Below are 14,072 nucleotides of genomic sequence, written 5' to 3'. Positions count from 1 at the left end.
CACGTGCCCGCACAGCGCGGTGAAGCAGGAAGCCCCCGAAAGGGTCAGACGACCCAGGCCGGAATCCCTGGACTTTAGGCCAGGGAGCACGTCAAGACCTCGCCCACGATTGTCAGCGGCGTCGCGTTGTCCGGGACCTCCGCCTCCGGCGTTGTCGTCAGTCGCCGACGCTCCTTCCCCGAGCTCTCAGCCGCGTTCGAGCAGGGGAGACCCCGTCCGGCTCCCTCCTCCGCCTTGGATTCGAAGGCCCCAGGCGCCGCTCCTTCTCCACTTGCCAATGGGGGCCAGGTCGTTGGCGTGCGTTGCGTAGGTTGAGAACATACGTCGCAGTGAGCGCGACGCCACGGTCTTCATCATGTGACAGGTCTGCGAGGGCACGTGACGTCGTGATCCCCGGGATGTCCGCGAGCGCCTGTGTCAGACGTCGACGCGCGGACGATCCAATGGTGCCGCGGGCGAGGCAGTCGACGAGCGCGGCAGCGATCCGATCCGCCAACGCGGGATCACTTGACAGTGCGCTCAGTGCATCGGCTGCGTCGACGTCGTTCCTCCCCTCGACGATCATGTCGACGAGCGTCGGGACCGCGTCGGCCGCTCCCCGTGTCCCGAGCGCCAGAGCCGCGTACCTGCGGACCACGATGTCGGGGCTCGTGAGGGCGTCCCGCAGCAGTGCGGTCGCCTCACCGTCCGGAAACTCGGCGATGGACTGGACGGCACGTTTCCGCACCTCGGCCGCGGGTGAGCCGAGGCCCCTCGCCAGCAGCGCCGGCCCGTCCTCGCCCGATTGCGCCAGAGCCCAACGAAGGGCTCCGGCGACGTTCGGGTCCGACTCGCTCAGCACGGCCTCGACCAGTGCCTCCACCGGCACGGGAACACCCTCGATCGCGGACAGGGCCGCGCGCTGCCGCGCCCCCGCGCTCTTCGACCCCAACGCCTGGAGGAGCGCCACGATCTGGAGGACGTCCTCCCAGCCGGCGGGTTCCGCGGCATCGATCCGATGGAGCAGCGTGAGCAGTTCCGTCTCCGCTGCGATGCGGTCTCGCGTCTGGCGGACGAGGTCGTCCACGAGCTCCCCGGGCGCGAAGCCGGGATCATCGAGCGCGCGCCTGACGTCGCGCAGCGACAGCCCCAGTGACCGCAGGCTCTCGATGTGGAAGATGCGTCGGATGTTCTCGCTGGAGTACTCGCGATAGCCGGAGTCGGTACGACCCGTTGGCCGCACCAGGCCGAGCGATTCGTAATGCCTGAGCATGCGGGCGCTGACCCCGGACCGTCGCGCGACATCACCGATCAACACTGCCTACCGCTCCTCCTGGCCGGCCCCGCCGAGGGCTACGGTCCGCTTCGCCTCCTCGATCGCGAAACCGAATCCGGCATCCGGGTCGCGCCACAGCCGTTCCGTGGCGATCGCGTGCGCACGCACGAGAGGGTCGAGATCCGCCTTCGCGGCGCCCAGTGCCGGCAACATCACCTCCCCGAGCGCGATCAGCGCCCGGCTGAGGCTCCGCTGCGTCTCGCGTTCGCCGCGCCCGAGCTGGGTCACCAACACTACGGCCAACTCGTGCTCCTCACCTTCGGGCACGAGTACGACCGCTGCCCGCCAGGCGCTTCGGGCCACTTCGTCGTCGGCGTCGGACAGCAGCGCCCGTGTGATCGCCGGCCACGCCTGCCGATCCCCGATCTTGGACAGCGTGTGCAACGCCTGGCTCCGTGCCTGGGCATGCTCCGAACGGACTTCGTCGAGAAGCAACGGGACCGTCATCGATGCCGCGTGGCGGGTGAGTGCCCACGTCAGCATTTCGCGTACGTGGAACTCGGGTTCGATTGCGCATCGCTCGACGAGCTTGCCGATGAACCCCGGGTCCGGGGTCGTGCCGACCGCCAGTGCTGCCCGCAGCCGGACCGACGAGCTGTTGCTCTCCAGCCCCTGGAGGGCTCGCGTCGTCTTCGTGTCCTCTTTCGGCACGGTCATCTGGACCACCTCCTCGGCCACAGTGAAGTCCTTGTCACCGTGTCAAGGTCAAGCGGTGCCAGGCCGGGAGACGGCCAGGCACCCTCGGCCCACCGGGCCTTCGGGCGGACGACGCCACTTTCGAAACACTGGTTGATGTCACCGTCGATCAACTCCCGTAACCACCACCGCGTCCCCGGCCCCGGAGGAGAGTCGGCACGCCCGGTCCGTCAGCGTGCGGCGGCAGACCTTGCCGGTGGGGCCGAGCGGCATGACGGGGACGGGGAGGAGCCGCTCGGGCAGTTTGCGCTTCTCCAGGCCCCGGCCCAGCAGGAAGGCGTTGAGGGCGGCGAGGGCCGGGACGCGGGCGCCCGGTACGGGACGCACGCAGGCACAGAGCCGTTCGCCGAGGTCCGGGTCGGGGACGGGGACGCAGACGGCCTCGGCGACGGCGGGGTGATGGGTGAGTTCGCTCTCCACCTCGGCGGGGCTGATGTTGAGGCCGCCGCGGATCACCACGTTCTTGATGCGGCCCAGCACGTACAGGCGCCCGTCGGGACCGAGCCGGCCGAGGTCACCCGTGCGCACCCACCCGTCCGGGGTCCGGTAGCGGGCGTCGAGCTCGGGGGCGGCCAGGTAGCAGAGCGGGGTCATGGGGCCCTTGGCCTGGATCTCCCCCGAAGCGCCCGGCGGCACCGGGACGTCGTCGGGGCCCGTGATCCGGATGGCCGCGACCGCCGGGTCCGGCCGCCCCACACACCCGTCAACGGCGCCGGGCGACCACTCCGTGTGGCAGTTGACGCCGTCCGACGAGCCGTACACGGTCAGCACCGGCCGGCCGAAACGCTCCGCGCACGCCCGCGCGGTGCCGTGCGGCAGGGCGGCACCGCTGGAGACGAGGGCCCGCAGCCCCGGGAAGTCCCCGGCGTCCACCGGGCAGCACTCGGCGATCCGGCGCAGCATCGTCGGCACCGCGAAGACATGGGTGGGGCGGTGGACGACGAGGGCCCGCAGCGCCTCGGGGACCGAGAACGACGGCGGGACGACGAGCGTGCCGCCGAGGGCGACGAGGGTGACGACACCACACGACCCGAAGGAGGAGCCGAGCGGTACGAGGACCAGATGGCGTCGCACGGCCGCGTCCGGGTCGAGCGCCCTCAGATAGGCGGCCCGGCCCCCGGCCATCGCCTGGTGGGCGTAGGCGACCATTTTTGGCGCGGTCTCGGTGCCGGAGGAGACGAGGACACGCGCGGGCGCGGTCGGGTCGACCGTGACGGGACGCCACGGACGCCGGGCCCGCTCGCCCAGCCAACGGGCGCCCGCCATCCCCCGATTGGCGCCGAACACCACGTCGAGGCACGGAAGTTGCGCACACACGGCCACATCGGCGGGGTCGGCGAGCACGGCGGCCCGCGCGCAGGAGCGCCCCAGCAGGGCCCGGGTGTCCCGGCTTCCCCCGCCCGGCGGGTACGGGAGGGCGACCGCCCCGATGGCGTACACGGCGAGTTCGGCGGCGACGGCGTCCCTGCCGCCGGGCAGCCGCAACGCCACGACGTCCCCGGCCCGGAGCCCCGCCTCCGTGAACAGGGCCGCGATACGGCGGACTTCGGCGTCGAGCCCCGCGTAGTCGAGGCCGCCGCCCGCCGGGTCGCCGCTCTCCACCAGCGCCTGCCGACGGGGGTGGCGGCGCACCCGCTCCCGGAACAGGGCGTAGAGGTCGCGATCCGGGCACAGGCCCTCCTCGGTCCAGGCGCGGCGCTCGGTGCGCGGAACGAGGTCGGGGACGGCCAGACCGGCCCCGGAGGTCCACGCACCGTCGCGACGGGCCCCGGGGACGGGCGCGGGAGCGGCATGCGTGGGTGGCGCGGCTTCCCGCACCGCGCCCGTCACGAGAACGTCCAGGGACTGCGCACCGTCGCGTATCCGCCGGGCGGGGCCGGGACGACGGCGTCCCGGAACGCGGGATCGGCGGGGAGGGTGCTCAGATCGGTGCGGACCTCGGTGGCGCCGAGCCCGGCCGAGCGCAGCCGCTCCCGCCACTCCCCGGTCGTGCGTCGGCCGAAGCACGCGGCGACGTCCCCCGGGGCGGAGTGCGACGCCCCGGTGAGCCGGGCGAGCGCGGCCTCGTCGGCGCGGGCCCGTTCGCCCAGGTACAGGTAGCCGTCCGCCGTCCGCAACGGCAGTTCCAGCGGCGACCACCCCGGGCGGCGCACGGGCGGACGCGGCACCAGGGCGGCGGCGGAGAGCAGCGAGGTCTCGGCGCGGACACCGCTCCCCGTCCGCGCCCGCCGCAGCAGCCCGGCCACGACCCCCTGGGCGCAGACGAGACCGCCGAGGACGTCGGTCAGCGTCATGAGCGACGGCGCGGGCGGCTCCCCGGCCGGGCGCAGAGCGGCGGCGAGGCCGCTGCGGGCCTGGGCGAGGTAGTCGGTGCCGATCGGGGTGTGCTCGGACGGGTAGGCGTCACCGAAACCGGAGGCACCCGCGTACACCAGATCCGGTCGCACCCGCCACAGCCCCTCGGCGTCCAGGCCGAGGCGCACGTCGCGTCCGGGTGCCCAGTTGTGCACGAACGCGTCGGCGTCCGCGACGAGTTCGCGCAGCGTCGCACGGCCCTGGTTGGTGCGCAGGTCGGCCTCGACGACGGTCTTGCCCGCGTTGAGCGCCGCATAGCGGGCGGAGCAGCCGCCGGACAGCGGCGGCAGGGCCCGCATCGGGTCGCCGCCCGGGGGCTCGACGCGGACGACCTCGGCGCCCAGCAGTGCCAGTACGTGCCCGGCGAGCGGGCCCTGGACCCGGCGGGTGGACTCGACGACCCGTACACCGCCGAGCGGGAGCGTGAACTGGGACGCGGGTCCGCCGCCCGGCCGGGGGACGCGCGCGCCGCCCGGCGACGGTGCGAGGCGTACCGGCTCCGGCAGCCCGGGCGGCACCGGGTCGTCCGACAGCGCGACGAGGCTGACACCGCACGTCCTCGAGGCCGCGCGAAGGGCGTCGAGCGGGGTGCGGCGGGCGGCGTCCCGCAGCTCCCCCGGCAGTACGCAGACGGCGGTCGCGAACCGCTGCTGGAACGGCGTCCAGCCGCGCCCCGCCACCCGTGCGGCGACCCCGAGCCGCGCCCAGAAGAGCCGCCACGCCTCGGGATCGAGGGTCTCCACCTCGAAGGCCACGCCCTCCGCCGACACGAGCGTCGCGCCGCCGGGGGCCACGCCGCGAACGCCCCCGCCGGACGGGAGGACGGCGCTGTCCGGCGGCGTGCCGGTCTCGTCCGGCGGGGCCGTGGCGTCGGCGAGGTACTGGCAGAGCGCGAGCAGCGCCCCCTGCGCCGCGGAGGTCCGCACCTCGCGCAGCTCCAGCCCCCGGTGCCGGGCGAGCAGTACGGCGGACACGCCCTGGGCGGTGAGCACCCCGGCCACGGTGGCCGCGTACTCCACGGCGAGCGGTCGCGGCCCGCCGCTCGCCCTGCCGTGGACGTGCATGATCCCGCAGGCCGCCTGGACGGCGCCCTCCCCCTCGAGGTCCTCGGCCACGGGCCCGGCCCAGTCGGTCGTACGGCGCACGGCGCGCGGCCCGGTGTCTTCGGCGGTGCCGCGCAGCAGCCGCGCCGCCACCTCGTCGGCGACCGCCGGGGCGGCGGGAGGGGTGACAGGTGCGGGAGCGGGCGCGGAGACGGCGACGTTCATCGGGGAGTGCCTCCGGGCTTCCGGGCCTGTGTCGAGTACAGGACGCTGGACGCCGCGCGGAAGCCCGGATCGGTCATCAGCTCCCGCACCCGGTCGAGTTGATGATCCGTCATTCCTTGGGCGAGGAGCCGGTCGCGCAGGTGATGCGTGTGGTGGAGCTGGAGCTGGAGGCTGGGCGAGCCGGAGTGCCGCACCTCGATGTACGGGCGGACGTCGACCGCGACGAGCCCGGCGTCCCGCAGCGCCCCGGGAACGCGCCGACCCCAGTGCGGGTCGCCCCCGGCGGCACGCAGGGCCGCGGACTTGGCCGCGAGGAAGGCGGTGTAGAGCTGTTCGGACTCCGCGTCGGGGGCGAGCAGCGGGGGTTCGTAGGCGGTGTCGAACTCGTCGATCTGGAGCACCCCGCCGGGGCGCAGCGCACGGACGAGCCGGGCGAGCACCGCGCGCCGCTCCGGCACGTGCTGGAGAACCAGGCGGGCCACCACGAGGTCGTAGTGGTTCTCGGGAAGCGGGTCCCGCACGATGTCGTGGGCGCGCGCCTCCAGGTGCGGAGCGGGGGCGATGTGACGCGGGTCGAGGTCGGTGGCGAGCACGGAGCCGCCGGGGCCGACGCGCGCGGCGAGCCAGCGGGCGACGCTGCCGCCGCCCGCGCCGACCTCCAGGCACGTCCAGCCCGGGCCGACACCGGTGGCGGCGAGCCGGGGCAGGGTCACGGGGTCGTAGGCGGCGGCGAGGCAGCGGTGCTGCTCCGTGCTGTGCGGGGTGGCGTTGTCGAAGGCGTACCCGGTGTCGTGCCGGGCGCGTTCCGGTGCCGCGGGCCGGGCGGACCCCGGATCGGGCGAGACGTGCTCCGGGGCGGGTCGGGCGTGGCCGGTGGTGGGGCGGGCGGCCGTCGGCTGCGGCACGGTGTTTTCCTCCGATGTGGCTGAGGCCCGGTGGGGCTGAGGGGTGTGAGGCGGCGGTGGGGCTTGAAATGGTGTGTGGTGAGCGGCGATCACGCCCAAAACGGGCAGGACCCCGGACGAAGCCCGGGACAGCAGGACCCCGGACGAGGCCCTGCCCGGGCCATGGGCCAGGCCCGGACGGGCAGGACCACGAACCACGTGCGACCCGGGCAGGGCGCCAGATCCGACACGGGCGGGACCATGGGCGAGGGCCTGCCCGGGCCATGGACCAGGCCCGGCACGGGCAGCATCACTGACCACGTCCGACATGGGCAGGACCACGAACCACGTGCGACCCTGGCGGGGCGCCAGATCCGACGCGGGCGGGATCAGGTCCAGCGGCCGGTGCCGCAGGTGCCGGAGTCGCCCGTGAGCTGGCGCAGCAGAGCGGTTCGTCGCACCTTCCCGGTCCCGGTGCGCGGCACTTCGTCCCAGGTGAGCACGACGGGCTCGGCGAGGGGCGGAAGCCCGTCCGCGGCGGCCTTCCAGCGCAGCGGGGCGAGGCACCCGTCCCGGGTGACGACGACGGGCAGCGGATCCTTGCCGTCCGGACGGCCGAGCATGATGCACTCCAGTGCCTCGGGAAGCCGCTCCTCCAGCCGGTCCTCGGTCTCCAGACAGCTGAACCGGCCGGGGTTGTCGACCTCGCGGTCGAGTAGGCGGACGCTGCCGTCGCGGCGCAGCAGCCCGAGGTCGCCGGTGTTCCACCAGCCCTGGTGCTGCTTGTCGGCCCAGCGCTCCTCCTCGCCGACGTAACCGAGGGCGAGCGCGGCGGTCCGTGCCTGGAGGAGTCCGGTGCGACCGCGTGGCAGCGGCAGTTGGGTGCGTGGGTCGACGACGCGCAGCCGGGTCTTGACAGGGATCGGGCGGCCGAGGTCGCGGGCGGTGGCGCCGCGGTCGCCGTCTCCCGGCGCACGGCGGGTGTGGAAGCGGAAGGTGAGCGGGCCCGTCTCGGTCTGGCCCCAGCCCTGCATCCACACCGGGTTCCGGCGCCGACTGGCCGCCAGATAGGCACGGATCGTGGGCGGGTGCACGGCGTCGTAGGTGCTGATGAAGAGGCGGACCCGCCGGAAGGCGTTGTCGAGGCGGCTGGTGAGCTCCTGGAGACGCACGTACGTGCTCGGCAGGGCCTCGGCGATCGTGGGCGGATGCGCGCGCAGCAGCGGGTCAGCGGCATCGGGGTCCGCGCCGGACAGCAGCACCACGGACTCGGGGGCGCGCGAGAACGCGACGGCCGTCCAGCAGAAGGTGCGCCCGTGCGCATAGGAACCGGCGTGGAGCAGGGTGTCGTCACGTCGTACGCCGATGCCGGGGTACGGGACGGCCTCGAAGCGGGCGAGCTTGCGGATGATCGTGCGCGTGGAGTGCACGACGAGCTTCGGCACCCCGGTGGTGCCGGAGGTGTGGTTGATGACGAGAGGTTCGTCGTCGTGGCGGCGGCGGTGCACCCCGGGCCCCGGTGCGACATCGGCCAGCGGTACGGCGCGTGGCGTGGCCTCGTCCACGGTGACGGTGGTGGCGGCGAGGGCGCTGAGGTCGTCCCCGGCGGCCCGGCAGCGCTCCAGCAGAACGGCGGACGTGACGAGCACGGCCGGTTCGAGCCTGGCGAGGAGCGTGGCCAGGACCGACGGTTCGAGCTGCGCGGAGAGCTGGGCGGGCACGGCCCCGGCGCGTACCGCCGCACAGGCGAGGAGGTCGTAGTCCCAGTGGTTCTCCTTGACGACGGCCACGCGATCGCCCGGGCGCGCCCCGGCCGCGGCGAGCCGTGCGGCCGTGGTGGCGACCAGGTCCGCGAGGGCGGGGACGGTCCAGCGGGTGCCGCTCCCGGGCGCGAGGTCCAGGGGCCGGTCGAGGTGGACGACGGTGGCGTGGCCGCGGTCCGCCGCCTCGTCGAAGAGCACACCCATGTCGTACGGTTTCACCGGACATCCTCCAATGCTCTGCTGTAGTGGGGAAGTCGGGTGCCGAGGCGGCTGAGGACGCGGGAGGCGGCGAGGCTCCCGGAGCGTACGGCCCCTTCGGAGGCGGGCCGCAGCATGACCCAGTCACCGGCGTACTCGACGGAGCGGGCGGGGCGGCGCATGAAGCGCTCACGCAGATGCAGCGCGCGCGGGGTGGCCTCCGGCAGAGCGTGCGGGAAGGCGTGCACGAAGCTGTGGCGGACGGCGCGGCCGAGTCCGGGCACGTAGCGCTCGGCGGCGGCGATGAGCCGGGCCTTCGTCTCCTCCTCGGGGCACTCGGCCAGCCCCGGTACGGTCCCCGGGGCCGCCATGAGGGTGAGCAGCCCCCGGCCGTGCGGGGCGCGGCCGGGGTGTTTGACGTGGTCGGCGATGACGGCGGTCAGGACGTCCTCCTCGACGGCGGGGGTCAGCAGGAGATAGAGCGGGTGGCCGGCGGCGGCAGGGGCGAGGGGCCGGTCCAGCAGACAGCTGACCTTGAGCGCGGAGCTGAAGGTGCAGGCGCCGAGGAACTCGGCCTCGTCCGGCGGTGCTCCGGGCCGCAGCGCGGCGGCGAGCGGGGCCGGTACGGCGAGGACGGCGGCCCGCGCGGTCACCTCGCCGTCGTCGAGACGCAGCCGGGCGCCGCCCTCGGTCTGGACGACCTCGCGCACGGCGCGGCCGGTCTCGACCTCGACGGTGTCGGCGAGCCGCCGGGCGAGCAGGTCCATGCCGTCGAGGTAGGTGCGCCAGCCGGAGGGCGGGCCGACCTCGGCGAGCAGGCTCAGCATCGGGGCGGCGGCGGAGCGGGCGGTGTCCCAGCCGAAGCAGCAGCCGGCGAGCGGCTGGAGCAGGTAGTCGTGCAGATCGGGGTGGTAACGCCGGGCCAGGGCGCGGACGGTGGCGGCGCCGACGGGGGTGTCGTGCGGCCGGTCCCCGTCGTAGCGGCGGCGGTCGCGGGCGATCCGGCCGAGCAGCCGGACGAGGTCGAGGCGGGCGGCCGGGCCGAGCCCCGCACCGCCGTCGAGGAGGGCGCCGGGCCCGCCGACCCCGGGCCGGGCCCGGCCCTCGCGCCATACGGCGACCCCGCCGCCGATGCGGGGCACCTCGTCGCGGCGGACACCGAGACGGTCGAGGAGTTCCCAGGTGGCGCGGTAGCCCCGGGACGGGACCTGCTCGGCGCCCCGGTCGACGGTCCAGCCCTCGTGGCGGAAGCTGCGCATCCGGCCGCCGACCTCGCGGTGGCTCTCGTAGACGCGCACGCTCAGCCCGGCACGGCTCAGCTCGTGGGCCGCGGTGAGCCCGGCCGGACCCGCGCCGACCACGGCCACGTCCAGGTCGGGGGAGACGTGCCGGCTCATGCGGCCCCCGCCCCGACGAGGAGGTTCGTCACGACGAGGAGGACGACGCCCAGCCGGTGGACGCGGAAGCCGATGCGCCGCGCGGCCATGATGTTCCCGGCACGGAAGCCCGTGAGGTACTGCCGCAGCCGCAGGCAGCCGGCCGGGAGCATGACGAGCGCGAACCACCAGGGGGCGATCCCGGTCGCCGAGGCGACGACGCCGAGCAGGTACTCGGCGGCGGACAGGGCACCGATGAAGAGGGCATTGCCGCGCGGTGAGACGAGGACGGCGACCGTGGGACGGCCCACGGCGCGGTCGCCCTCGATGTCGTTGGTGTTGGAGTACACCCCGAACATGAGCGGCCCGAAGCCGAAGAGGACGCCCTGCACGAACAGGAAACCGCTGAACTCCCCGGTGAGCAGCCCGTACTGGGCGATGACGAGCACGAGTCCCAGGGCGGCCAGGAACGCCTCCTGGAACCCGTGGTAACTGATCTTCAGCCCGTAGGAGTACTGGAGGGAGACGACGTAGAGCAGGCCGAGCAGGATCAGTGCCCACAGCGGGCGGTGCGGGGCGAGGACGACGGTGAGCGCCCAGACGACTGCCCCGGCCAGCGCGCAGACCCAGGCGAAACGGAGCGCTTCGCGCTCGGTGAGGGTCCCGGCGACGAGGGGTTTGCGCAGTTTGTTGCGGAGCGGGTCGTCGGGGCCGTAGTTGGCGAGGTCGCTGCCGTCGCGGAAGCCGGTCACGTCGTCCAGCGCGACCATCGCCATGATGACGAGCACCTGCCCGAGCAGGAAGAGGACGAGCGTGGTGACGGACCGCCGGTCGAGTCCGGAGGAGAGCGGCAGCAGGACGGCGGCGAGGACCACCGGGGTGCTCAGGTAGTAGTCGAAGACGTCGAGCTTGCCCAGCCTGCGGTAACTGCGCAGCTTGCTCTCCGGCCGGCACGCGGCGGGCATTGCCCCGGCGCCGGCCGTGACGCTCTGTGTCATGGGTTCTTCTCGGTCTCTCGTGTCGTGTCGTTGGCCGTCGTCGCGGGAGGCGACGGCCGGTCGGGGTCGGGTGCGTACGGGTGTGTTCGGCACGGGACCGGGCGGACGGTGGCCGCCCCGGCCCGGCCCGGCCCGGTACGGGCCCGGTTCGGAGCGTGGTGCGGTCGGAACCCGGTCCAGGGCTCGGTGCCGCGGGCCGGGTCCCGGTGGTCTCAGCGGCCGGCCGCGAAGGCGCACACGCTGTCGGCGACGTGCTCCACCTCGGCGTCGGTCAGCAGGTGGTGCACCGGCAGCGACAGCGCGCGGGCCGCGGCGGCCCGGGCTCGGGGCCACTGTTCGCCGGCAGGCGCGTACGGGGCGAAGGCGGCCTGCTCGGGCAGCGGCAACGGGTAGTAGACGTGGCTGGCGACCCCGGAGCGGTCGAGGTGGGCGCGCAGCGCGTCCCGCTCCTCGACGAGCAGGGTGTAGACGTAGTAGCAGCGGCCGTCGCGGCCCACCGGAGGAGGAACGATTCCCTGATCGGCGAGCGGGGTGAAGCGCTCGGTGTAGTAGTCGGCGATCCGCGCGCGCCGTTCCAGACGCTCGGGGAATTGGTCGAACCGGTGCAGTTGGAAGGCGGCCTGGACTTCGTCGAATCGGCTGTTGCGGCCGACGAGGTGGTGCACGAAGCGCCGCCGTCCGTCCTGACCGTGATTGCGCAGCATCCGGACCCGCTCGGCCAGCCGGGGATCGCGGGTCACCACGGCGCCGCCCTCGCCCGGCATCCCGCAGGACTTCACCTGCACGAAGGAGAACACCCCGGCGTCGCCCCACAGCCCCGCCGGGGTGGAGCCGAGGACGGCTCCCTGGGCGACGGCCGAGTCCTCCACGAGCCGCAGTGCGTGGCGCCGGGCGAGGGTGGTGAAACGGGGCATGTCGGCCATGACGGAGAACATGTGGGCCGGCATCAGCGCGGCGGTCCGGGGGCCGATACGGCGCTCGACGTCGTCGGGGTCGACGACCATGGTGTGCGGGTCGATGTCCGCGAAGACCGGGGTGCCCCCGACGTTGACGACGGCGGCGGCCAGCGGGGCGCACCCGAAGGCGGGGACCACGACCTCGTCCCCGGCGCCCACCTCCATCGCGGTGAGGACCAGTTCGAGCGCGGAGGTGCCGCTGCCGCAGAGCACCACGTCGGATGCGCCGAGGGAGTGGCGCAGCACCCGCTCGAACTCCACGGTGCGGGAGCCGAGGATGAAGCGCTGGGAGGGATCCAGGGCCACCTCGCGGAAAAGACCGATCAGTTCCTTCCGGTCGGCTTCGAAGAGGCGCCGGGGGAAGAACTCGACACGGACGGGGGAGGTACGGGAGGCGGAGCCGTCCGCGGCCCCGCCGGGCGCTTCCGCCTCCGGCGGCACTGTGGGAAGCCCGGCCACGTCCGGTGTCCTGGCGTGCGGTGTTCCGGGGGGTTCGGCGTACGCGTCATCCGGCGTTCCGGATGTTCCCGCGCACGTCTTCGCGCCCGGTGCCGCGGAGGGCGTGCCCGCGCTCTCCGTACGTCCCGCGGCGGTCGCGGAGCCCGTCCCGTCGCCCGTCACGCGCCGGGTGCGCCGGACTCCCGGGGCACGCGGTGCCCCGGGTGCCTGACGTACGTAGAAGTCGGCGACCGCCTCGCACACCCGGTCGACATCCTCGGTGCCGAGGTCCGGGTACAGCGGCAGTGCCAGGGCCCGTTCGGCGGCGGCCTGCGCGTGCGGGAAGCGCCGGTCGCGGCAGCCGAGCCCGGCGAAGGCGGGCTGCCGGGGCAGGGGCACCGGGTAGTAGACCTCGGTTCCGATCCCGCGGCCGTCGAGGTGGGCGACGAGGTCGTCACGGCGCTCGGCCTCGATCAGATAGACGTAGAAGACGTCGCGGTCGCCCCGCTCGGGCCGGGCGGTGGACCGGGGCAGCCGCAGCACGCCCGGGATGTCGCGCAACCGCTCGGTGTAGCGGGCCGCCAGTGCGGCGCGGCGGGCGATGTCCTCCTCCAGCGTGGTCGACTTCGCCAGCAGGACGGCGGCCTGCACGTCGTCCATCTTGCTGTTCACCCCGGGCCGACTGCTCTGCGTGGCGATCGCCGGGAAGTTGTCGAGGGTGCGCCCGGCCCGTCCGTGGTGACGCAACGCGTCCACCGCGTGGGCCAGTTCGGGGTCGTCGGTGAGGACGGCCCCGGCGTCGCCGAGTGCGCCGAGGGTCTTGCTGGGGAAGAACGAGAGCACCCCGCCCTTCCCGAAGAGCCCGGCGTGCCGGCCGCCCCGCCGCATCCCGATCGCCTCGGCGCTGTCCTCCACGACCGTGAGTCCATGGGCACGCGCCACCTCGCCGATCGCCGCCATGTCCGCCATGGTGTGGAAGAGATGCACGGGCATCACGAAGCGGCACGCGGGGGTGACCGCCTCGGCCAGGGCGTCCGGATCCATGGCGTAGGTAGTGGGGTCGATGTCGACGAAACGGGGGACGCCGCCCGCGAGGACCACGGAGGAGGCGGTCGCGAAGAACGAGTACGCGGGTACCAGCACCTCGTCGCCGAGGCGCAGCCCGCAGGCGCGCAGCAGCAGCACGAGCGCGTCCGTACCACTGTTCACGGCGATCGCGTACCGGGCTCCGGTGCGGGCGGACAGTGCCTTTTCCCATTCCGCGACCTGAGCGCCGTGGGAGAATTTCCCACTGTCGAACACGCGCTCAAGATTCTCTTCGACCAGCGGCCACAGCCGTTGGAATCCCTTCGCCTGGGAGAAGAAGGGGATGGGCGACGAGCGTCCTCCGGGATCCGGCTGCATCCCCTGACTCCCTTGCCCCGCAAGGCTGTTGATGTCCAAACCGGCCCCCACCCTGTCGCCCTTTCCGATCCGCGGTGCACGTGGGATCAGCGTGGCCGAAGGGGAAACCCGACTGGTAGCGGAAACCCTTCGGCTTCACACTTTGCGGTTCTCATTCCCCACTTGGCTTGACGTCGGCGCGATGGTGTCGAAAGGGTCCGTGTGTAGAAATCCGTGCGGAAACACGCCGAGGCACCGGAGCATGCGCGTCCCGGCTGCCGGGAGCCCGTCCCGCTCCCTCGTCACCACCCGCGTGCGGCGGGTACGGGCACTGGCACCACGCCAACACCGAACCAACACCACACAAAGCGACGGGCGGTCGTGCCGTCGTGCCCCGAGAGCCCCGCCGCCCCTCCGAGCCCCTGGACCCATCCCTCCGTCC

Annotated in this window: 9 protein-coding genes; all 9 read right to left on the bottom strand. The window is 73.9% G+C overall.

Annotated features, from left to right (window positions below; all coding sequences use genetic code 11):
- Nucleotides 1-157 precede the first annotated feature (157 nt).
- The 9 genes from ACGF2V_RS29600 to ACGF2V_RS29560 all read right to left on the bottom strand — a co-directional run bounded on the left by ACGF2V_RS29600 (nucleotide 158) and on the right by ACGF2V_RS29560 (nucleotide 13,651).
- Nucleotides 158-1,297 carry a HEAT repeat domain-containing protein gene (locus tag ACGF2V_RS29600; protein ID WP_362628172.1) on the bottom strand — a complete coding sequence of 380 codons (1,140 nt, stop codon included), beginning with the start codon at nucleotides 1,295-1,297 and terminating at the stop codon, nucleotides 158-160.
- A gap of 3 nt (nucleotides 1,298-1,300) precedes the next feature.
- Nucleotides 1,301-1,972, bottom strand: a complete 672-nt coding sequence (locus ACGF2V_RS29595) for a HEAT repeat domain-containing protein (protein ID WP_362710704.1) — start codon at nucleotides 1,970-1,972, stop codon at nucleotides 1,301-1,303.
- A gap of 138 nt (nucleotides 1,973-2,110) precedes the next feature.
- The gene (locus ACGF2V_RS29590) at nucleotides 2,111-3,841 is read right to left on the bottom strand and encodes a class I adenylate-forming enzyme family protein (protein WP_362710701.1); all 1,731 of its coding nucleotides are present in this window, start codon (nucleotides 3,839-3,841) and stop codon (nucleotides 2,111-2,113) included.
- The gene (locus ACGF2V_RS29585) at nucleotides 3,838-5,634 is read right to left on the bottom strand and encodes a CoA transferase (protein WP_362628163.1); all 1,797 of its coding nucleotides are present in this window, start codon (nucleotides 5,632-5,634) and stop codon (nucleotides 3,838-3,840) included. Before ACGF2V_RS29585 ends, ACGF2V_RS29590 begins: the two co-directional genes overlap by 4 nt.
- A complete protein-coding gene (locus ACGF2V_RS29580) occupies nucleotides 5,631-6,539 on the bottom strand; it encodes a class I SAM-dependent methyltransferase (RefSeq protein ID WP_362628160.1) in 909 nt (302 codons plus the stop codon). Before ACGF2V_RS29580 ends, ACGF2V_RS29585 begins: the two co-directional genes overlap by 4 nt.
- Before the next feature lie 368 nt (nucleotides 6,540-6,907).
- A complete protein-coding gene (locus ACGF2V_RS29575; RefSeq protein WP_392913653.1) occupies nucleotides 6,908-8,485 on the bottom strand; it encodes an AMP-binding protein in 1,578 nt (525 codons plus the stop codon).
- Between the two features lie 11 nt (nucleotides 8,486-8,496).
- Entirely contained in the window at nucleotides 8,497-9,876 is a 1,380-nt protein-coding gene (locus tag ACGF2V_RS29570) for an FAD-dependent oxidoreductase (RefSeq protein WP_362710696.1), read from the bottom strand.
- Nucleotides 9,873-10,853, bottom strand: a complete 981-nt coding sequence (locus ACGF2V_RS29565; RefSeq protein ID WP_362628152.1) for a UbiA family prenyltransferase — start codon at nucleotides 10,851-10,853, stop codon at nucleotides 9,873-9,875. The genes ACGF2V_RS29570 and ACGF2V_RS29565 overlap by 4 nt, the downstream gene beginning before the upstream one ends.
- Before the next feature lie 212 nt (nucleotides 10,854-11,065).
- Nucleotides 11,066-13,651, bottom strand: a complete 2,586-nt coding sequence (locus ACGF2V_RS29560) for an aminotransferase class I/II-fold pyridoxal phosphate-dependent enzyme (RefSeq protein ID WP_362710694.1) — start codon at nucleotides 13,649-13,651, stop codon at nucleotides 11,066-11,068.
- Between the last annotated feature and the right edge of the window lie 421 nt (nucleotides 13,652-14,072).

The organism is Streptomyces sp. NPDC047982, from assembly GCF_043204165.1.
GTDB lineage: Bacteria > Actinomycetota > Actinomycetes > Streptomycetales > Streptomycetaceae > Streptomyces.
Note: the sequence above shows the minus strand (reverse complement) of the source record. Positions and strands in the feature narration are given on the sequence as shown.